The following is a 20,771-nucleotide window of genomic DNA, read 5'->3' as shown; positions in this document are numbered from 1 at the left end:
GGCTGGTCAGATACAACGAGCAGCGGTGTCACGACGCCCTGGGCGGCCTGCCGCCGACGATCTTCCGGGAACGTCAAACCGCCGAAAACTCTACTTATGAATTGTCTACTTGACAGGGAAGCTTACGATATCTCCCTATTGCATTGAAGATTGTCAAGAGAAAGCCGCTGCTAGATTGTCCAAGCCTAACATCAGATTCACACAGATGGATGGTGCCAAGTTTAGGCCTGAACAACCTGCGAGTCTGCATTTAGCCGCCTGCATCGGGGCCAGTTGGGTGTTCAAAGACCATATTGAAACGCTGAAGACATTGAAAAGTTGGGTTGTCCCGGGCGGCTGGGTAATCGTAGGCGAGCCATTCTGGCTTCATGATCCGCCGCAGGAGTATCTGGATGCATCAGGCTGTCAAAGAGAGAGCTTTGGGACACATCCCGATAACGTGAAGGTTGGAGAGAAGCTCGGGCTCCAACTTGTTCATACCATAGTCAGCGACCAAAACGACTGGGATCAATACGAGGGCCTGCAGTGGTTGGCGGCCGACGAATACGCCCGTCAGAATCCCAGCGATCCGGACATAACCGAACTCATGAACCGAGTTACGTCGGACAAGAACATGTACCTCAACTGGGGCAGAGATACTATAGGGTGGGCGATTTACGTTTTCAGACGTGATGAATGAGGCTCCCCTCCATGCCCCATGTTCATCTTCTCAATACCCTCCAATATGTTCCGTCAAGAATCGCATTGTCCCGTGTGCACGTGTAATCAAAGAATGCCCACCTCTGTCAGACTCTGATTTGGCGCGCAGTGTGCCATTTCGTACTCACTTTTGGTGCAACAGACCAAGAGAAGTGACGTCTAACAAGATATGATTGAAACCAGGCGATTGATATTGCGACAAATGAGAGAAGATGATGCTGAAGCGCTCTTCGGCATCTTCTCCGATCCGATTGCCATGACTTACTTCGGTGTGGTTTTTGACCGGTCCAAAATGGATACCTGGGTACGGAAAAATCTCGAACATGAGAGACAGCATGGCTTCTCCCTTCGATCTGTAATTCTCAAGGACAACGGGGTGGTAATCGGAAACTGTGGCCTGGAGACCGACGAGATTGAGGGCCGGACTATCGTGGGCATCGGTTTCGATTTCAATCGCTCTTATTGGGGTAGGGGTTATGCGACGGAGGCGGCAAGGGCGGTGCTGGAGTATGGCTTCTCCAGGCTGGGGTTTGACAGTATCTTCGGCTGGATTGACCCGCAGAACAAGCCCTCTCAACGTGTAGCAAAGAGAATCGGTATGTCATTGGAGAGATATGTCATGCGGGGACCCAAGAAGTACGCCCTCTATGGCATTAAAAGGAAAGACTGGATCCGGGGCGCGGAATCTCATCATGAATAGTAACCCGTTCTGTGACATAAGCCTCAAGACTGAGCGCCTGAATATAAGGCCCTTTCGGCCGGCTGATGCCGGGCAATTGCATTCCGTGGTCAGTCAGCCCAGCGTATTGGAGTTTTTGCCTGAGGATGTGATGACCCTTGAAGAAGTAAACAACATTATTGAATGGCTTCAGACCTGTTATCAGCGGAACAGACCTGAGAAGATCGTGAAATGGACTCTTGGCATAATCTGGAACAAGACTTCGCAAGTAATCGGGTGGTGCGGGCTCGGGCCGTTGGATTTCAGCCCGAAGGAGACAGAGCTTTTCTGCGGACTCAGCGAGTCATATTGGGGTCGGGGGATCGCAGTTGAGGCTTGTCGGGCTTTGCTGGACCATACGTTTGCCAATATCGGTCTCGCTCGTATCGTAGCCGTCGTCGATCCCGAAAATGTTCGATCGCGAAGCCTGATCGCGAAACTGGGAATGCAGTTGGAGAAGCAGGTGCACGGCTTGCCAAAGGAGTTTCAGCACTATGAGGGCTTCCTTTACTATTCATTGAACAATGTAAGGGAATTTCACGGTGCGAAGCTGGACAATTGACTGTTACGGCGGGAACCATAGGAATGCACAAATTCCTGATGGGCATTCCATCACATTTTGAATCCGGGCGCCTGGCAAATCGCCCATTCAATAGGGATCCGGGTGAAGCCTCGATTTTTGGTGGACGCGAGTTCTGCACTCCCTATCCAGGTCGCCTCCCACGCGTCACACTGGCCGTGGAGCAGGTTGTCTGGAGACCAAAACTGAACTCCACAGAAGTTTTTGGGGAGTGATATCGGGGCCGCTTTTCTTTATGAGCCGCTGTTATGTCGCGGCTTATGTGTATTGATGATGCCGTCGTCTGAGATTGGCGCCCGACTCTCATGAGTATCGGTCGGGCCTCGTTCTATCTTCTCAATCTCTATGTCTCCTTAACCCGGAACGGGGGCTGGTCGAGGCGTGCGAAGAGAGCCCGCGCTGCTGCGTTCCCCGATGCAGTTCCGTCATGGTAGATTCTCCCGCCCATGGCCTTCAGAGAATGGACCGCCCGATGCATCGCGCCCGCGCCGAATCCGCGCCCGCGGCACGCGGCCCAGCGCGTGACGCAACACTCGTGAGGGTTTGTGGCGCACGAGGACGTACGGCACGCACCACGGCACGCATGACGGGAAAGTAGCGGATTCGAAGACGGACCCGCCCTACGAGGGCAGGTTCAGGCGCACGTTTCAACTGGACATCTTGCGAGGATTTGTTAGCTTTCCGAAAAGGCAGTTCTCCCGGGGGAGACAATGACCACAGTTTTCCGATCTGACAGGTTTACCGTTTTCCAATCAGAGTTGCAGGTGGTTGTGCGTGGAGATGGGCTATGTTCTGGAGGAACGAACAACCCGCGGAGGTGGTGGTGGGGCGAGTCACCACGGGAACCCACCTAAAAGGTGGGCCACCCGGGCGGTTACACCTTGCAGGGGAGGTTGCCCGGAAGACTTTTTCACTGTACAAAGCGATATGGCATCGGGTTACGGGGAAATGGGTTTGTTTTGTTATTTTTAGGGGGTCCCCATTTCTTCCCCTTCCCCTTATCATGATATGCGGCATGGGAGCAACTCTTGTTTGAGCAGGATTTCGACAATCTGTCGCGATACAGAAGTACCGTCATTTTTGCGCCTCGCTAGAGAAGAGTATTTACTAAGGGGGGCCGGGCATTTTTTCCATCGAGGTGGTAGGGAAAGTGTGCGGTCGCTGGAACAGAATCGTTTCACGGGAACCCACCTGGAAGGTGGGCCACCCGGCCATTGATTGAACTCAAGACCGCTTCCCTCGCCCATGCTTGACGTTCTTGTCAATTAGCTTTTCCACCCAATCCTGAATTGTCTTATTTTCCTTTGCCACTTGAATTCGCAGTTGCTGGTGAAGCTCCTCACTCAATCGAATGTGAATCATCTTCGGTTTCGTGTGGGTCGTTTTGTCTCTCGGCATATCGATCGTCCTTGACTTCAGTGTTCAGTTATAAATATAGCTTGCGCGAAGAACGGAAGCCAGCTATTTTATCATAAAACATAGTCAGCAGATGGTTGCCCTAAAGGGGAGATAGTCTATTGGTCAATATCGAACAACTCATTGCAGATTTTTGTCTTGTTGCGACTAAGGCTGGTGTCAGTATTCCCAAGAATATGATTGAATCGGAAGTTTTGGAACGTCCTCACGTCCCACCCAACTCTCTTCCTAGCGGGAAAATGGCAGTTTATGTTTTCTATTGGGAAGATCGTTGTTTGAAAGTGGGCAAGGTCGGACCTAAGAGCTCTGCTAGATATACGAGCCAGCATTACAATCCGTGGAGTTCCAACAGTAATCTGGCCGCGTCAATCCTAAAGAACAGAGATGATTTGGGTCTACCTAATATGACTGATGAGAATATCGGAGCTTGGATCAAGCAACAGACAACACGTCTGAATTTTCTTCTTCCTGCTGAACTGGGTATGCCGGTATTGTCGCTTTTGGAGGCCTTTCTGCAATGCCGGTTACGGCCTGAGTTTGAGGGATTCGAAAGCCAAAAGGGCTAGCCACTGCAATTCCTGCTGAACCCATAATGCGTTAGGAGTGCGAGTTACGTATGAAGAAGCCGAAGCCACCCAAGAGAAGAATTCTAAAAGATGGGATACCATTGAATGACTCAGAGAACGAGAGATTCCTTCGTTTTATGACGGCTAAGGGGTTCGATCAGTTCTTGGGTAAATTCATGAAAGAGACAGGGCTCTACTTGAGAGGTCGGTGTGATGGTCCGAAACGAAGTGGCACTGATCCATGTGGCTATGTCTTCATCTCGAAAGAATCGTTTGGGAATGGACATGCATCTATTCTGTTTTTTGATCCGATGCCTAACAATACGCCGCTGAATATCTCTTTCCGTCCATGGAAGGACATACTTCCATTCAGCAAGAAAGAATGGGAAGACCTTGATGGCGATGATCGGATGCAGAAGAGAATGCGTATTTTAGAACTCACGTCAGAGAATAAGTTACAACGTGCGATTGCACTCGCGAACAAGGCGAGGCAGACATTTGAGGAGTCTTTCGACTTGTCTGCTAAACTATCATAGGGGGGAGCCAGAATGGCGTTTCAGACACCAATTACAATAAAGGAAGCGGTAGAGAATACTCATTCCAAAAAGTATCTTCTCCCTGCCATTCAACGCGAAGTCGTTTGGGAAGTTGAACAGATTGAGAGACTTTTCGATTCGTTAATGCGAGACTATCCCATTGGATCATTCCTGTTCTGGTATGTCGAGAAGGGCAGAACAGGCAGTTACCAGTTCTATGAGTTTGTTCGCCAGTACCACGAAAAGGACAGCCGCCACAATCCAAAAGCGGACGTTAGCGGTGATAACGACATCATCGGAATCCTTGATGGCCAACAGAGGCTAACTTCCCTATATATAGGGCTGAAGGGTTCCTATGCATACAAAGAACCGCGCAAACGATGGGACAATCCCCAGGCATTTCCAATCCGAAAGCTGTATCTGAATCTTCTAGCTCCGAAACAGAACCAAAATGGTACAGACGTTATATATGACTTCTCGTTCTTAACAGACGACGAAGCTCATAGCAATGACGAGTCACACTTCTGGTTTAGAGTCGGCGATATTCTCGGGCTGCGAGAACAGTTCGAAGTAAATGAATTTCTTATCAAGAATGGTTTGGCTCAGAAGACGCAGGATGCGGCTCTCTTTGCAAACAGAACGCTATTTAAACTCTGGTCCGTTGTCCATGAAAGTAAAGTCATCAATTACTTCTTAGAGAAGGATGAAAGCTTAGATAAGGTTCTTAATATCTTCATCCGTGTGAATAGCGGCGGAACTGTTCTGAGCTACTCTGATCTACTTCTATCAATCGCAACGGCTCAATGGCAACACCGTGATGCAAGGGAGGAAATAACTTCCTTTGTCGACGAGCTTAATGGTATGGGTGACGGATTTAGATTTGATAAGGACCTTGTCTTGAAGGCCAGTCTTGTGCTATCTGACTTCACAGATATAGCCTTCAAAGTAGATAACTTCAATAGAACCAATATGCTCAAGATCGAGGATGAGTGGGAGTCAATCGCTGATTCACTGAGAGGTGCAGTGCGATTGCTATCCGGGTTCGGGTACAGTCGTGAGACATTGACCGCCAATTATGCTATCATTCCCATCGCATACCACCTCAGGCAGAAAGGACTTCCACGAAATTTCGACCTGGCTGCTCAGTTCGCCGATGAACGTAAGGCTATTCAACTGTGGCTCATTTACGCCCTCGTGAAGAGAGTTTTCGGCGGTAATCCGGATTCTGTTTTGCGACCAACACGTGAGGTTCTTCGCGAGAGTGGCAACGGGTTTCCGTTATCGGCCATTGTTGACAAGTTTAAGGGTACTCCAAAGTCGCTTGTCGTTTCAGAAGATGACATTGACAATATGCTGTGCTACCGCTACGGACAAAGCTATACGTTTTCAACCCTTGCGCTAATATACCCCTCGTTTGATTTCCGTAATAAGTTCCACATAGATCACATTCACCCTAGAAGCCACTTCACAAAGGCAAGGTTGTTAAAGCAGGGTATCTCTGAGACTGACGTAGAATTTTACCTCGAAAACGTCAATCTACTACCAAACCTTCAGCTACTGGAAGGTGTACCGAATCAGGAAAAGAGTGACTTACCCGTAGCAGACTGGATCAAAGAGAAGCACAAGACGGAATCAGAGCTTAAGGACTACATGAAACGGCACTTTATATCGGATGGAGATCTGTCATTGCAGGGTTTTGAGGACTTCGTAATGAGACGTAAGGAACTACTGCGCACACAGCTGCAATCATTACTGGGAATCTAGTGCTGTGATGTTACTGGCGACAAAGACTGCTTTCCCGAAGGAGTGAGAATGTGAGTGATGGTGTAGATCATATTGTTATGAAAATACTGCACAGCCTGGAGCGCCACCAATTTGCTCAGGTAGCTGGGTATAATAAGTTTGGCTTTGTCAAGCGAGGGGAGTCCCACGTTGTTGTGTCTCGTGAAAATGGTAAGGATACGAGGATTCCTTTCAGTAAGATCGCTGAATCAGTTTCAGCCGTACGGAGAGACCCCAAGGTCTATTCTGAGGGGCCATCGAGGCTTCGCCAGCACGGCATAACCCATATCACATCTCCGCTCTGGGCACTGCTCCACCTGCTTACGCTGGAAGAATTAAGAGCTTAGATGCTGCCAGACGTTTTGCACAACGACCTCAAGATTGTATTCTGCGGAACTGCGGCCGGAGATACATCTGCCAGATTGCAGATGTACTATGCCGGTCCGGGAAACAAGTTCTGGAAGGTCCTTCACGAAGTCGGGCTAACGCCACGCGTTCTTGTACCAAAAGAATTCGTGGATTTGCCCCAATATGGTTTGGGTTTGACGGATCTAGTTAAGGATGCGTCGGGTATGGACAACAATATTGACTTTACGAATAAAGGAACTGAGATTCTAAGGGACAAGATCATCAGGTTTCGACCGAGAGTATTGTGTTTCAATGGCAAGAGAGCTGCCCAAGAGTTTCTGTCAAGATCTGTTAGTTATCTGTACTGAACGACACTTGATTTGACAGTCATTTCCCTCTGAGGGCTTTTTGGTTATACTATCAGTTTGTCCTCATTCGTCAAGTTCGCGTTCCGTGCCAGGTTCAAACCGTCAACGAAGGTCGCGATGGGCGTTCGCCCTTGACACCGTTTCCCCTGATGCGTTCGTTCCCGGTTGCATCGCTCCAGCCAGTCATCCAACTCCACGTGAAGTTCAGCCACATGGCCGAAGATCTTCCGTCTGAAAATCGACTTGTAGAACTCATCCAGCACCGTCTTGTGGAACCGCTCGCAGATGCCGTTCGTCTGCGGGTGGCGCGCCCTGGTCCGGGTGTGTTCGATCTCGTGAAGCTGAAGGTAGAGCTGGTACGGGTGTTTGTCAAGACGACCGCAGTACTCGGTTCCGCGATCGGTCAGGATGCGAAGGATATCCACACCCTGCTCCTCGAAGAACGGCAGAACTCGGTCGTTGAGCGTGTCGGCCGCCGTCAGCGGCACCTTGGCCGTGTACAACTTCGCGAACGCCACCGCCGAATAGGTGTCGACTACGGTCTGCTGGTAGATCCGACCCACGCCTTTGAGATAGCCGACATAAAACGTGTCCTGAGCCAGCAGATACCCCGGATGATGGGTCTCGATCTCATCCGGAACCGTCTCACGTTCCCGACGGGCCTGCTCCAGCACCCGCACCTGCTCCTCCGTGTACACGATCCCTTCCTTCGCCGCTTTCTCCTCCAGGGCTTTCGGACGCTTCTTGAACGTCTCCATATCGTGGCGCAACCAGATTGAGCGAATGCCGCCCGATGAGATCAGCACCCCTTGTTTCCGCAGCTCATTCGAGGCCCGAAGCTGACCATAGGCCGGATATTCCAATGCCATCTGCAGCACCGATTCCTCGACCTCCGGCGCTACCCGGTTCTTCAGGCACGGCTTGCGACGGCTCTTCTCACGGAGCCCATCCAACCCTTGACTCTCATAGGCCTGTTTGATATCGTAGAAGTGCTGGCGGGAACAGCCGTGAATGCGGCAGGCTTCGGATACGTTCCGAAGATATTCCCCCAACTCCAGAAGGCTCAGTTTCTACTGGGCCAGTTTCTGTTGAGTGGTCATCACTACCTCCTGATTTGTCGTTATCTCAGAGGTAAATGACCACTCGCTTTTTACGCAAGTGTCAACTCAAGTCCGTCCTGCGACACTGCAGTGCCTGCTTGGTGATTACATCTCTCTTCAACACTGTCTCATGTCTTCTCTGGTCCAACAACACATTTCCTGTCATCTAAGGCAACACCTTACGGGTAATTTGTCATATACTGCGACTCGCCGGTCATGGCGTTGACTACACATCTCGCGCGGCGTGTCTCAGGGCTTCTTCCTGTAAAGCGAAACGGAGGCATTCCTCTGCTTGTGACGACCCAGGCGGGAAAAGGCTCTTGGTCCAATCGCTGCACCATAACATAACTTACTATTAGTTCCTTTGCCCGCGTGGCGTTACAGCCAAGAGCCGACTGAAGACCGGACAGCATACTTGTGCCAGGCAGCAAATGGGGAATGCCAAGATATAGCTCGTGTGTTGTTGCCCGAAGTTCACTAGTTGCGTGTTCCGGCAAAGGTTCAGGTGGCAACTCATCCTCTATGTTCGGATACACTGTCCTTGCTCCGAGCAAACGCCCTGTGCCAACTTCGATATAGACTTCGAAGTTCTTACGTGCCAAATCATCCGTGCAACTGTCGCCCTGTCGGCAAATGCTCACCCCGTCCAATCGGACAATCCAGACATCGGCCTTTCTGATTTCCTCATAAAGAAACGGGGTGGCATCGTTTTCCAGCTTTCCTCGCTTGACTAATTCTTCGGCTCCTTTTGCCCGAACACTGGAATCCACGCAATTTTGGAATCCGGTGATCTGCCAAGCCAGGTCCAGAGCAGACTCGGCAGTAAGCACGCTTTTTGACTGAGCATTTATAGAGCTGTCGTTGACACTGTCATTAGCGACAACGGATCCCAGGGCCAGAGTAACCAATAGTGCAAAAGAGAACTGCTTCATATAGCCTCCTGACAAGAAGAAACATTCACCCGAGATTAACCACAAGACAGAGTATTACGGTCTTGGGTGCACGTCCCATATTTCAAATGTATAATCATCAACGACTTGCCACAGCCATTGGGTTGGATCACTCATATCAGCGTATCTCTGTCTGCCGGTGGCAAATCCGGCGGGAACGAAGTCACCGGTGTTCGTCTGCAGCTCGCACGCAGAAAAAACGCAGTGCTGAGAGGGCGTTCCCGGCACAAGGTGCGATCCGTATCAATTGCGCCAGTCCTAATCATCGCACCTGTTCGTTATCATGCTTCTTCCATTGATCATGTATCGCTGTATTTGGACCGGCAGGTCAAAAGCGCCATACTCTCGTGGATAGTGATAACCGTGCCACGACATACTGTGAAGGCCTCGGCGTGCGCCGAGGCCTCTGTCTCTCGGGCAATTGCTGAGAGTCTAGACGACGAAATGCTATTCCGGACCCCAGGCCGCGATATTACTCGCACTCACTCCGCCGGCAGTGGTGAAGTTGCCCCCGACGACCAGTGTGTCGTTGTAGATGCCAAGGCAATTCACCCTGCCATCTGTCCCTGCCCCGAGCGGTGTCCACGTTGAACCATTCCACGCCGCAATGTGATTCGCGTTCACCCCGCCGGCTGTCGTGAATTGGCCACCCGCGATAAGTCTGTTTTCATATACAGCGAGGGCAGTGGCGCGGTCATTCAAACCTGTCCCCAGCGGCGCCCAGGAGGTACCATCCCAGGCCGCAATACGACTGGCGCTTACGGCGCCGCTGCTGGTGAAATCACCTGCGGCGATGAGCTTGTTTCCGTAAACCGCGAGCGCATGTACCGTGCTACTCAGTCCCGCTCCAAGAGGCGCCCACGCCAAACCATCCCAGGCCGCTACCCGATTGGCGGCCACGCCTCCGGCCATGCTGAAATCCCCCCCGGCGATCAACTTGCCGTCAAAGACGGCAAACGCCCGTACGTAATCATTCACACCTGTTCCGAGAGGCCCCCAGGTGGAAACTGAACTCACGGCGATGTGATTTGCACTCACTCCGCTCGCCGTGGTGAAAAAACCTCCGACAATGACGTTATTGTCGTACACGGTGATTACGGTAACCCAGTCGTTTAATGCTCCCCAGATCGGTCCCCAGCCTGAACCAGAGTTCCAACACGCAACATGTCCGGCGCTCGCACCTCCTGCCGTGATGAACCGGCCTCCGACTATCAAGAAGCCCCCATATTCGGAGAGCGCGAAAACGCCACTGCCGGTTCCACTGCCAATTGGGTACCAGGATCCGCCACTGCCGTCCCAGCCCGCAACGCGACTGATGGCGACAGCACCGGAGGTCGAGAATTCACCCCCGGCAACGAGGACGTCGTCGTAGACAGTCACACACGACACGCTGCCGTCCAGACCTGCGCCCAGAGGGGACCAGGTATGTTCAGCGGCTGACGCCGTGGGCCGCTTGTCATCATCCGAACATCCGCCCAGCAGCATCAGCGCTCCAAAAACAAGGAGCCATGCTCTCAGGCAACTGGGAATAGTGAAATGCATACTCCCTCCTCCAGAGGCAGCGCCTTTATGGCGCGGCTATCAACATAGATAAGCGTATACATAATATAGGTGAGGCAATCAGAATGACAAGGCAAAACCCGGGCCCGACGCCGATTCGAGTCGGTCTGCCGTTCCGTGACGCTTTGAACGAATGCTGTCCGTCCGATGTCGTCCGGTCAAGGATCTCATCACGAAAAAAAAGGAGGCTGACGGTGTCAGCCTCCCGGGCGTTCAATTGATGGCTCCGGATTATGCGAGGTCGAAGCGGTCAAGGTTCATGACTTTGTTCCATGCCGCTACGAAGTCGTTCAGGAATTTCTCCTGAGAGTCCGCACATCCGTACACCTCCGCGAGGGCACGGAGCTGAGAATTCGCTCCGAAGACGAGATCGACACGAGTGCCGGTCCATTTGAGTTCGCCGGTCGCGCGATCACGCCCCTCGAACACGTCCTCGTCATTCGCGGTGGGTTTCCACGTCGTGTTCATATCGAGCAGGTTGACGAAGAAGTCGTTGGTGAGCGCTTCCGGCCGCTGCGTGAAGACACCGTGCCTGGATCCTCCGACGTTTGCGCCGAGAACGCGCAAGCCGCCTATGAGGACGGTCATCTCCGGCGCGGTCAGCGTCAGCAACTGCGCCTTGTCAACCAGCAACTCCTCGGCCCGCACGCTGTATCTGGCCTTCAGGTAATTGCGGAAGCCATCGGCCCTCGGTTCGAGTACCGCAAACGAATCAACGTCGGTCTGTTTCTGACTGGCGTCCATGCGTCCCGGCGTGAAAGGAACCGTTATCTTGTGGCCGGCGTTTTTCGCCGCCTGCTCGACTCCCGCGCATCCCCCCAGAACGATTACGTCCGCCAGCGAGACCTTCTTATCGCCGGACTGGGACTTGTTGAAGGCTTTCTGGATACGCTCGAGGGCCTTGAGCACTTTCGCGAGCTGAGCGGGCTGGTTTACTTCCCAGTCCTTCTGCGGCGCGAGGCGAATGCGCGCGCCGTTGGCCCCGCCACGATAGTCGGAACCACGGAAGGTGGATGCCGACGCCCAGGCGGTCGAAACGAGCTCCGATACGGTCAACCCGGCTGCCAGAATCGTGCGTTTGAGGGACGCGACGTCCTGCTTGTTGATCAGCTTATGATTGACAGCAGGAATGGGATCCTGCCAGATCAGCACTTCAGCCGGAACCTCCGGCCCCAGGTACCGTGAGCGGGGACCCATGTCGCGGTGGGTCAGCTTGAACCACGCCCGCGCGAAAGCGTCTGCGAACTCCTTCGGATTCTGCAGGTAACGGCGTGCGATCGGCTCGTAGATGGGGTCGAATTTCAGCGACAGGTCCGCCGTCGTCATCATTGGCCGGTGTTTTTTTGACGGATCATGCGCGTCGACGACCATGTCTTCTTCGTCCACGTTTTTCGCCAGCCACTGATTCGCACCGGCCGGGCTCTTCACCAGTTCCCAGTCGTATTTGAACAGCACTTTGAGATAGCCCATGTCCCACTTGGTCGGGTTTGGCTTCCAGGCTCCCTCGATGCCACTGGTTATCGCATCGCCGCCCTTGCCGCTTTTGTACCGGCTCTTCCAGCCGAGCCCCTGTTCTTCAAGACCGGCGCCTTCGGGCTCAGGACCCAGATTGGTGGCCGGGCCCGCGCCATGACACTTGCCGAACGTATGCCCGCCGGCGACGAGAGCAACGGTTTCTTCGTCATTCATGGCCATCCGCGCAAACGTCTCGCGCACATCACGGCCTGAGGCGAGCGGATCCGGGTTGCCGTTCGGACCCTCAGGGTTCACGTAAATCAAGCCCATCTGCACCGCGGCAAGCGGATTCTCCAGATCCCGGTCACCCGAGTATCGCTTGTCACCGAGCCACTCGGCTTCGGATCCCCAATAGATATCTTCCTCCGGCTCCCAGATGTCCGTACGACCGCCCGCGAAGCCAAACGTCTTGCATCCCATCGACTCCAACGCGCAGTTGCCGGCGAGAATCAGAAGATCGGCCCAGGAAATCCTCCGGCCGTATTTCTGTTTTATGGGCCAGAGCAGCCGGCGCGCCTTGTCGAGATTCACGTTGTCCGGCCAGCTGTTGAGGGGCGCAAAACGCTGATTGCCGGTTCCACCGCCGCCGCGACCGTCACCGATGCGATACGTCCCTGCGCTGTGCCATGCCATGCGGATAAAGAGCCCGCCGTAGTGACCCCAGTCGGCCGGCCACCAATCCTGGGAATCAGTCATCAGCGCGTAGAGGTCTTTTTTCACTGCCTTCAAGTCGAGTTTCTTGAACTCAGCAGCATAATCGAAATCCTCTCCCATCGGATTGGACTTGGACGAGTGCTGGTGGAGGATCCTCAGATTCAACTGGTTCGGCCACCAGTCCCGGTTTGAGGGGCCGGCGCCTGCTGTCGGGCTGCCGCCCATCCCCGTTACAGGGCACTTCCCTGCGCCATCTTTGTTCTGGTTGGTCATACTGTCTCCTTCTATTCAATGACTGTTCGCGAATAAGTTCTCATGTTCCGGATGGTGTTCTGTCCGTGAGACGAACTCTATCACTCCCATTGAAAAGCCGTATGGGCAGAAAATGTCTACTATTAGACACTGTATCATTAACGGACAAAAAAAGAGTCATTTCTTCTTCCGTCTGCCCCGCATGATTACTTGAAATTCGACAATCTCGAAATCCTTGAGTCTTTCTTTTCCTTTGACCTCCAGCTGGTCCCAGGGGATGTCGTGGATTTCGCCGGTCTCGTTGTCAACGAAGTGATGGTGTTTCTCGGTATTGGGATCAAAGACAACAGCGCCCTCCGTGATCGTCTGCATCCCCAGCAGCCCCCTTTCGACTAGCAGATTCAACGTGTTGTATACGGTGGCTCGTGAGATAGTGGGGCATCGCTTGCGCGCATAGTTCAGGACATCATCCGCCGACGGATGGGTTTTGCTCCTCAATACATATTCAACAACTGCAATCCTCTGGGGAGTCGGTTGAATATCACACTGTCGCAGGATCGAAATGGCATCCCTCATTGAATTAGAATAAGTTTTGAATTAGACAATGTCAAGAGAAATGCTGTCCGAATCCTGCTGAACCGATACAACCGCCCAGGTGGAGAGCATCGCTTGTGATCGCGGCCTGCACGTTCACGGTGCTGTCCCCTTCGACCCGGCGTTCTGGAAAGCGCAGTTGCAGGGACGGTCGTATATGTACAGCTGTTCGGAGGAGGCGCAGGAGCGTATGAGGGCTCTGTGGGACAGCGTGCGCTCGCACGCCGAAAGTTGTACTCGGGCAGCAAACCGGCAGGCTGCCGTGTAGAGAAACCAGCCGTTTTAAAACAGGAGCAATCATGGAAGCAGCAGTTCCAACCGAGAACGGCATCGGACATCCGCATGTTGGCCATTGCCCTACATTCACGATAATCGAGGTCGATCCGGAGGCGAGAGCCGTGTCCAGGGTCGAGGCCCTGACTCCTCCTCCGCACGAGCGAGGCGTGATTCCCGCGTAGCTGCGCCGGCTCGGCTGCACTTACATTCTTGCCGGCGGTATGGGCCGGCGGGCAGCTGCACTGTTCGTACAAAGCGGAGCCCAGGTCCTTTCCGGCGATCCCGCTTTCCGAAAGCACGGCCACGGATCCGGAAACTGCCACGAACACTGACCGGGCGACGGGGTGACGATCGTCCATGAAGGACGAGGTCACGCACCAAAACGCTGACGAGCCGGGAGGGGATGACATGATTCTCCCGGCGCGCATTACGTCGGACCGGCAAAACGCCCGCCTGTCCTCAATCATCATACTGCAGCTTTCTTTTGTGCGAATTCGTTTGTATCTTTTTTTGTCGCGATAGATGTCGGGAAGATGAAGTCACCCGGTTTCTGTGTGAACGCCGGAACTCGTTGCTTGCGCATCGGCATCGTCGCGTGAAAACGACCACATGGTGGTGCGGAAAGCAGGCATAGCCATTGAATATTCTCTTTCTGAACTCCGTGCCGGTACACGTGTTCGGAGGTATCGAGTATTGGACCGGCATGGTTGCCCGAGGCCTCCTGTCACGCGGTCACAGCGTGACCATTGCCGGACGGCCGGGCTCGGAGTATCTGAGGCGAAATCGAAACGTACATCCCAATCTCCGGATCATCGAGTTACCTGTTTCAGGCGACTTCAATCCGGTTACAATAGCGGCGCTCCGCCGAATCTATCGGAAGAGCCACATTGATGTCGTGATCGCCAACTTCAACAAGGATATCCGTCTTGGGGGAATCGCGGCGCGACTCACCGGTGACGTAAAAGTCGTCTGGAGGGCGGGACTTGACCAAACGAAAAACAATTTAGTCCATCGCTTGCTGACGCCGCGACTGCTCGATGGAGTCATCACGCCGTCGTATCGTCTCAAGCAGCAGATCGTCGCCTCCGGCTACATACCGGAATCTCTGATCACGCCGATTCACACCGGCCTGCCGGATTGCGATCAGCGTCTGGACCAACCGTCGGCCCGACAGATGCTCCGTAAAAAATACCAATTGCCCGACGACGCTCTCGTGATCGTCACCTCTGGACGATTCGTCGATCAAAAGGGTCATGTCTATCTGGCAACAGCGATCCCCGGCATCGTTCGAGAGTGTCCGAATGCCTACTTCTTGTGGCTGGGTGATGGTCCGCTGGAAGCCGCGCTCAAGACGCGCCTTCAGGAGAGCGGCTGCCGCGATCGAGTAGTGTTTGCGGGTCTGCTCGAGTCGTTTGATCTGGAACTGCAGGGAGCGGATATGATGGTTCACCCGTCGATTGAAGAGCCGTTTGGAATCGTGCTCCTCGAAGGTATGCGTGCGGGACTCCCCATTGTGGCGTCACGGGTGGGCGGCATCCCCGAGGTTGTGGCAGAGGGCGAAACAGCCATGCTGGTTCCGCCGCACGAACCGGTTTCACTGCAGGATGCAATTCTTGCGCTCCTGAGCGACCCGGACAGGCGCGCGACAATGGGGGCTGCGGGCCGGGAACGATGGCGAAGCTGTTTTCGGTACGACGTGATGCTCGATAACCTGGAATCAAAGCTGAAGCAGATTGTCGCGTCCGGCGATCAGGTTGCGTCGAGCCGGAGTCGCCGAATACAATAACGCCGCTGGCTCCGCAATAGCCGGACCGATAGCTGGTGTCGATTTCATTCACACTCGGAACCTGGAACCTGATATATTGTCACGATAGGAGTGCGATCCGGAACCAGAATGCTGCTGGCCGGCCTGAACACAGCGTACGACGGTCTCGATACGGCACGATAAGGATGTGATCATGGAACCATTACGTATTGCGAAGGCGGAGCGGGAGCTGCATCTTCTGCCGCGCATGGCAAATCGGCGCGGTATGATCGCCGGTGCAACGGGGACAGGCAAGACCGTCTCCCTGCAAGTGATGGCCGAGCAGTTCAGCCGACTCGGTGTACCGGTCTTCATGGCCGATGTGAAAGGAGACCTCGCCGGAATCAGTCAGGCCGGCGGCGGAAACGCCAAGGTCGACGAACGGCGCAGGGTGCTCGGTATCGACTCGCTGCCGTTCGAGGGATGCCCGGTGCGATTCTGGGACGTGTATGGTGCGCAGGGTCATCCCGTTCGCACGACAGTCAGTGAGATGGGACCGCTGTTGCTCTCGCGCCTGCTGGGGCTGAACGAGGTGCAGTCAGGCGTCCTGAACATCATTTTCCGTATCGCCGACGACAGCGGCTTGCTTCTGTTGGACACCAAGGACCTCCGAGCGATGCTTCAGTTTGCGGCCGATAACAGTCGGCAGTTCCAGACTGAATACGGCAGCGTCTCGTCGGCCAGCGTCGGAGCCATTCAACGAAGCCTGCTCGGGCTGGAAGAGCAGGGTGGAGATCAGTTGCTTGGCGAGCCGGCCCTCGACCTGGATGACATACTGCGCACGACGTCCGACGGCGTGGGGTACGTGAACATCCTCTCGGCGGATCGCCTCATGCAATCGCCACGAGTGTACGCCACGTTCCTGCTGTGGCTCCTCTCCGAGTTATTCGAGCAGTTGCCGGAAACCGGCGATGTCGACAAACCGCGCCTCGTGTTTTTCTTCGATGAAGCTCATCTTCTCTTCGATGATGCGCCAAAGGTGCTGCTGGAAAAAATCGAACTGGTCGTACGCCTGATTCGCTCGAAAGGCGTGGGCGTCTACTTTGTCAGTCAAAACCCGCTGGACATTCCCGATGAGGTTCTCGGCCAGCTTGGCAACAGACTTCAGCATGCCCTTCGAGCATTCACTCCGCGCGATCAGAAAGCCGTGCGCTCCGCAGCTGAAACATTTCGTGCGAATCCGAAAGTTGATGTGGTGAAAGTCATCAGCGAACTCGCCACCGGAGAGGCTCTCGTCTCCATGCTTGACGAAAAGGGGAGCCCGACGCCCGTCGAGCGGGCGCTGGTGTATCCGCCGCGCAGCCGAATAGGAACAATCCCGCCGGATGTCCGTGCTCACATCATACAGGAATCGGATCTTCGCGGTCGGTATGAACACCTGATCGACCGCGAGTCGGCATATGAGAAACTTAAAGCCCGCGCCCAGAGAAACGTCGATTCTCAACCCGAAGAGGCAAAACGAAGTGGACGCGGGCAGCGGGGAACCCGCGCACCATCGCAGCCCGCGAGTGCGGCCGGAAAGGTTGCCCTGTCCATGGCGCGTGCTGCCGGGACGCAGCTCGGACGGCATCTGGTACGTGGCGTACTGGGATCATTGTTCGGGTCGCGCGGCCGCTGATACCCGTAACTCTTTGCCCACACGCTGAGTAGATGGACGCTCGCGTTGTGCTGGTGATCGTCGCGCCGTACCGACACGCCCCTGCGCCGAATACCGGACCATCCGATCCGTCTTTTCACGACCGCAAAGAGTAATTGAGGTTGCTATTCCCGAGAACAGTCGATAAAATTCCTCCGATGGTGTATCACTTTTGGTACATCTAACCAGGACAACGACTCTGTGGAGAAATGACTCTCGTAAACGTTCCAAACGGAGGAAGAAGACGTCATGGAAACCTGGTTACCCATCATCATTCAGCTTATCAGCGGAGCTGTCGGCGGAAACATCGCCGGTTCCCTTATGAAGAAGGACTCCCTCGGCACCGTGGGCAATTCCATTGCCGGGATACTGGGGGGCGGGATTGGCGGCCAGTTGCTCGGACTGCTCGGCCTTAGCACGGGCGGTGGCGGACTCGATGTCGGCAGTATCATCGGAAGTGTGGCCGGCGGCGGCGTTGGCGGCGGTGTACTGATGGCCATTATCGGTCTCATTAAAAAGGCACTCGTGAAAAAATAGGCTGCCGGCCGCAATGATCAAGTGCGGTGAGCAGGTGTTCACCCGTCTGATATGGCTGCGCGCAAAGATGCCGAGCACGCCCCGGCAAGTCTGCGTGCGGCCATAGGCATCAAGCCAACCGGTTCGCTTTTGCATCGGGAACATCCGACTGAGAGAACGAACCGGTGGTGTCGCAGCCCCATCCCGGACGAGCGGCCCGCAACGATCAACGCGTCTAAGCGGTGTTGTCAGAGAATTTGGGGTCTGGATTGGATGCTCGGACGTGCGGGTGTGCGGGGAGCTCCACTTGTCCATTCCTTTTTTGCGGACGTCAATACGGTGAAACGCCTGCTCACGGACGCAATCAAACGCGCCGTGGACCGATATGGCCCCCTCTTGGGTGGCCGACAATTGTGTTGACTTTGCATCCAGAATGGTTCTCCTAACTAAGGAACTCATCAACGCTTCCGAGTGAAGAGGCCGTTCGCTAATCGTCGCGGTGTGAAGGAGGAGAGTGTGAAAAAGTATGGTGCGGAGTTTATCGGGACCTTCTGGCTGGTCCTTGGTGGCTGTGGCAGCGCCGTGCTCGCAGCCGCGTTTCCGAATGTTGGAATCGGCCTGCTGGGCGTTGCGCTGGCTTTCGGACTTACCGTTTTGACAATGGCGTTCGCAATCGGGCACATCTCCGGTTGTCACCTCAATCCAGCGGTGTCATTTGGTCTGTGGGCGGGTGGTCGGTTTCCGGCCAGGGAACTGATTCCGTATATCGTGGCACAGGTGCTCGGCGGTCTCGCGGCCGGCGGAATACTGTATCTCATTGCCAGCGGACAAGTCGGATTCAACGTCTCCGCCGGCTTCGCTTCCAACGGGTACGGCGCTCACTCACCGGGCGGATATAGTCTCTTCGCAGCCCTCGTCTGTGAGATTGTCATGACTGCGATGTTTCTCGTCGTCATTCTCGGCGCCACCGACAAGCGGGCTCCGCAGGGACTCGCGCCCATCGCAATCGGATTGTGCCTTACGCTGATCCACCTCATCAGCATTCCGGTAACCAATACGTCCGTGAATCCTGCACGAAGCACCGGTGTTGCCGTGTACGTTGGCGGATGGGCACTTTCCCAGCTGTGGCTGTTCTGGGTGGCTCCGATTGCAGGCGGCATTTTGGGCGCGGCGATATACCGGTTTATCGGCAGCGAAAAAAAATAACAACGGCGTTCTGTCAAATCGTGCGCCCGGCGGCAATCACTTCTGCAACCCGCTGGTCCGGCGGCATCACAACACCATGTTGACCCGCACTCCAGCGAGCGTTATACTTTGTACATCGGGCTGTATTGCCGAACCCGACTGTGTGATATCTGGATCGACTGAGTTACTGCACTCGAGAATGACGGAACTTTGGCCGGCTTGCATGTTATCAGTATTCATAGAGCCTCGACCAGGCGATTCGGTGTGTCAGAGCCATGAATGCTCACCTCGCACCAAGAGATTGTAACTAAAAGGACTGCCCATATCCCGATTCGGAAAAAGACTGCTACAAGGAGTAAACATGCACACATTCATCAAACTACTTCTCGTGGGTTCGCTGGGACTCTTTCTTGTGTCCTGCGGCGGTGACACAAGCGAACAGCAAACCGATGTCCAGGTCGACTCGCTGGCGGAACAGCCGACCGAGCAGACACTTACTGAAGAGACGTCTCAGCAGGCCGCCCAGCAGACGACTCCACCCTCCGGAGGTCAATCCGGCCAGACGACTACTCCGAAACCAAAGGCGCCCGTGTTCGTCGTCATGCCGGAAAGCACTGCTGTCGCCGTCACACTGGTCGATTCGATTGATACCGATACACACCTCTCCGGGCAGCAATTCCGCGCTACTCTGTCTCAAGCCATCTTGGTCGACGGTCGTACGCTGTTTGATGTCGGCTCGCCGGTCATGGGAGTGCTTGACTCGGTTGTTGAATCCGGCCGACTCAAAACGCCCGCCGAACTGCACTTTCACGTATCCGCGATTCAGGATTCGAAAGGCAACTGGATCGATGTTCCCACTGACCTGATCGTGGAGAAGATGGGTTCGCACACCGACAGGGAAGTCGCCATGATTGGCGGCGGCGCGATTGTCGGCGGTATTATCGGCAAGGTGATCGACAAGAAGGGAAGTACCGAGATCGGGGCCGCTGCCGGCGCCGCTGTCGGAACGGGAGTGGCTGCCGCGACCGGAAAGAAAGACATCTTCTACGGGGTTGGTTCCGAGATTGTCTTCTTCTCCCGCGAGCCGATCAGAATCGAGATTAAATGACGTGGCCTGCCACGCAGGTTGATGTCCTTCATGAGTTTCAAGAGCACTTGACCAAGGGAGTACATTGTGAAAAACATCATGATCGTCGTATTGGCCGGCAGCCTGCTGATAGGTGCATCAACGTATGCGAACAAACGTGATCTTGGTCTGTACGGGTTTGGTCCGAGAGTCGGATTCACGGTCAACCCCGATCAGATTCACGTCGGCGGACACATTGATGTCGGTGACATCGCCACGGACTTCATGATTCTGCCCAATGTGGAGATTGGTTTTGGCGATGATTTGACCGTCATTGCACCGTCGTTTGAAGTCGACTACCGCTTTCACTCCGACTGGGGCGCATGGACGCCGTATTTGGGGGGAGGACTGGGCCCGGTGTTCTATTCGCACGAAGGCGGGGGCGATGCGACTGAGTTTGCCGCGTACCTTCAGTTTGGAATCGGTAAAGGATCAACCGGCAGCCAGTCCGGACACTTCTTTATCGAGGGAAAACTCGGCCTGGCCGACGCGCCGGATTTTAAAGCTACAGTCGGTTGGACGTTCGGACGGTGATGCCCGTCAACAGCTCTGCAGTATCTGCGATCGGCCGGATCTACCGGCCGATCTTT

The 20,771-nt window shown here is 54.5% G+C and carries 18 protein-coding genes; 13 read left to right on the top strand and 5 right to left on the bottom strand.

Annotated features, from left to right (window positions below; all coding sequences use genetic code 11):
- Positions 1–205: 205 nt before the first annotated feature.
- The 6 genes from RBT76_03025 to RBT76_03000 all read left to right on the top strand — a co-directional run bounded on the left by RBT76_03025 (position 206) and on the right by RBT76_03000 (position 6,279).
- Positions 206–679 (top strand): hypothetical protein, encoded by a 474-nt coding sequence (locus RBT76_03025; GenBank protein MDX9856743.1) that lies wholly within the window; start codon positions 206–208, stop codon positions 677–679.
- Positions 680–868: 189 nt separating this feature from the next.
- Positions 869–1,399, top strand: coding sequence for a GNAT family N-acetyltransferase (locus RBT76_03020; GenBank protein MDX9856742.1), 531 nt, complete (start codon positions 869–871; stop codon positions 1,397–1,399).
- Positions 1,392–1,979 (top strand): GNAT family N-acetyltransferase, encoded by a 588-nt coding sequence (locus tag RBT76_03015; protein MDX9856741.1) that lies wholly within the window; start codon positions 1,392–1,394, stop codon positions 1,977–1,979. Before RBT76_03020 ends, RBT76_03015 begins: the two co-directional genes overlap by 8 nt.
- Positions 1,980–3,514: 1,535 nt before the next feature.
- Entirely contained in the window at positions 3,515–3,979 is a 465-nt protein-coding gene (locus RBT76_03010) for a hypothetical protein (protein ID MDX9856740.1), read from the top strand.
- Between the two features lie 50 nt (positions 3,980–4,029).
- Complete coding sequence (locus RBT76_03005) at positions 4,030–4,515, top strand: hypothetical protein (GenBank protein MDX9856739.1); 486 nt, start codon at positions 4,030–4,032, stop codon at positions 4,513–4,515.
- Between the two features lie 12 nt (positions 4,516–4,527).
- Complete coding sequence (locus RBT76_03000; GenBank protein MDX9856738.1) at positions 4,528–6,279, top strand: DUF262 domain-containing protein; 1,752 nt, start codon at positions 4,528–4,530, stop codon at positions 6,277–6,279.
- Positions 6,280–7,057: 778 nt separating this feature from the next.
- On the opposite strand, the gene RBT76_02995 is transcribed toward RBT76_03000, so the two are convergent.
- The 5 genes from RBT76_02995 to RBT76_02975 all read right to left on the bottom strand — a co-directional run bounded on the left by RBT76_02995 (position 7,058) and on the right by RBT76_02975 (position 13,620).
- Positions 7,058–8,080 carry an IS481 family transposase gene (locus RBT76_02995; GenBank protein ID MDX9856737.1) on the bottom strand — a complete coding sequence of 341 codons (1,023 nt, stop codon included), beginning with the start codon at positions 8,078–8,080 and terminating at the stop codon, positions 7,058–7,060.
- A gap of 212 nt (positions 8,081–8,292) precedes the next feature.
- Positions 8,293–9,045, bottom strand: a complete 753-nt coding sequence (locus RBT76_02990) for a hypothetical protein (protein ID MDX9856736.1) — start codon at positions 9,043–9,045, stop codon at positions 8,293–8,295.
- 465 nt (positions 9,046–9,510) lie between these two features.
- Complete coding sequence (locus RBT76_02985) at positions 9,511–10,605, bottom strand: hypothetical protein (protein MDX9856735.1); 1,095 nt, start codon at positions 10,603–10,605, stop codon at positions 9,511–9,513.
- A 249-nt stretch (positions 10,606–10,854) separates the two neighbouring features.
- Positions 10,855–13,065 carry a catalase/peroxidase HPI gene (gene katG / locus RBT76_02980; protein ID MDX9856734.1) on the bottom strand — a complete coding sequence of 737 codons (2,211 nt, stop codon included), beginning with the start codon at positions 13,063–13,065 and terminating at the stop codon, positions 10,855–10,857.
- 156 nt (positions 13,066–13,221) lie between these two features.
- Positions 13,222–13,620: a Fur family transcriptional regulator gene (locus RBT76_02975; protein ID MDX9856733.1), complete on the bottom strand. Its 399-nt coding sequence runs from the start codon at positions 13,618–13,620 to the stop codon at positions 13,222–13,224.
- Between the two features lie 317 nt (positions 13,621–13,937).
- Between RBT76_02975 and RBT76_02970 the strand changes: the two genes are divergently transcribed.
- From RBT76_02970 to RBT76_02940, 7 genes are all read left to right on the top strand, one after another.
- Positions 13,938–14,096 carry a hypothetical protein gene (locus RBT76_02970; protein ID MDX9856732.1) on the top strand — a complete coding sequence of 53 codons (159 nt, stop codon included), beginning with the start codon at positions 13,938–13,940 and terminating at the stop codon, positions 14,094–14,096.
- Between the two features lie 455 nt (positions 14,097–14,551).
- Positions 14,552–15,700, top strand: coding sequence for a glycosyltransferase family 4 protein (locus RBT76_02965; protein MDX9856731.1), 1,149 nt, complete (start codon positions 14,552–14,554; stop codon positions 15,698–15,700).
- A 172-nt stretch (positions 15,701–15,872) separates the two neighbouring features.
- Positions 15,873–17,336 carry a DUF853 family protein gene (locus RBT76_02960; protein MDX9856730.1) on the top strand — a complete coding sequence of 488 codons (1,464 nt, stop codon included), beginning with the start codon at positions 15,873–15,875 and terminating at the stop codon, positions 17,334–17,336.
- 267 nt (positions 17,337–17,603) lie between these two features.
- A complete protein-coding gene (locus RBT76_02955; GenBank protein ID MDX9856729.1) occupies positions 17,604–17,891 on the top strand; it encodes a hypothetical protein in 288 nt (95 codons plus the stop codon).
- Between the two features lie 495 nt (positions 17,892–18,386).
- A complete protein-coding gene (aqpZ, locus tag RBT76_02950) occupies positions 18,387–19,076 on the top strand; it encodes an aquaporin Z (GenBank protein MDX9856728.1) in 690 nt (229 codons plus the stop codon).
- A gap of 340 nt (positions 19,077–19,416) precedes the next feature.
- Positions 19,417–20,163 carry a hypothetical protein gene (locus RBT76_02945; GenBank protein MDX9856727.1) on the top strand — a complete coding sequence of 249 codons (747 nt, stop codon included), beginning with the start codon at positions 19,417–19,419 and terminating at the stop codon, positions 20,161–20,163.
- Between the two features lie 66 nt (positions 20,164–20,229).
- Positions 20,230–20,715, top strand: a complete 486-nt coding sequence (locus RBT76_02940) for a hypothetical protein (GenBank protein ID MDX9856726.1) — start codon at positions 20,230–20,232, stop codon at positions 20,713–20,715.
- Positions 20,716–20,771: the final 56 nt, after the last annotated feature.

Source organism: Candidatus Zixiibacteriota bacterium (genome assembly GCA_034003725.1).
Classification (GTDB): domain Bacteria; phylum Zixibacteria; class MSB-5A5; order GN15; family FEB-12; genus WJMS01.
Note: the sequence above shows the minus strand (reverse complement) of the source record. Positions and strands in the feature narration are given on the sequence as shown.

Coding starts and splice junctions, on each gene's coding strand:
- RBT76_03000 (MDX9856738.1), top strand. CDS start 4,528: ATGGCGTTTCAGACACCAATTACAATAAAGGAAGCGGTAGAGAATACT.
- RBT76_02975 (MDX9856733.1), bottom strand. CDS start 13,620: ATGAGGGATGCCATTTCGATCCTGCGACAGTGTGATATTCAACCGACT.
- RBT76_02945 (MDX9856727.1), top strand. CDS start 19,417: ATGCACACATTCATCAAACTACTTCTCGTGGGTTCGCTGGGACTCTTT.
- RBT76_02985 (MDX9856735.1), bottom strand. CDS start 10,605: ATGCATTTCACTATTCCCAGTTGCCTGAGAGCATGGCTCCTTGTTTTT.
- RBT76_02990 (MDX9856736.1), bottom strand. CDS start 9,045: ATGAAGCAGTTCTCTTTTGCACTATTGGTTACTCTGGCCCTGGGATCC.
- RBT76_03015 (MDX9856741.1), top strand. CDS start 1,392: ATGAATAGTAACCCGTTCTGTGACATAAGCCTCAAGACTGAGCGCCTG.
- RBT76_02960 (MDX9856730.1), top strand. CDS start 15,873: ATGGAACCATTACGTATTGCGAAGGCGGAGCGGGAGCTGCATCTTCTG.
- RBT76_02970 (MDX9856732.1), top strand. CDS start 13,938: ATGGAAGCAGCAGTTCCAACCGAGAACGGCATCGGACATCCGCATGTT.
- katG (MDX9856734.1), bottom strand. CDS start 13,065: ATGACCAACCAGAACAAAGATGGCGCAGGGAAGTGCCCTGTAACGGGG.
- RBT76_03025 (MDX9856743.1), top strand. CDS start 206: ATGGATGGTGCCAAGTTTAGGCCTGAACAACCTGCGAGTCTGCATTTA.
- RBT76_02955 (MDX9856729.1), top strand. CDS start 17,604: ATGGAAACCTGGTTACCCATCATCATTCAGCTTATCAGCGGAGCTGTC.
- RBT76_03020 (MDX9856742.1), top strand. CDS start 869: ATGATTGAAACCAGGCGATTGATATTGCGACAAATGAGAGAAGATGAT.
- RBT76_03005 (MDX9856739.1), top strand. CDS start 4,030: ATGAAGAAGCCGAAGCCACCCAAGAGAAGAATTCTAAAAGATGGGATA.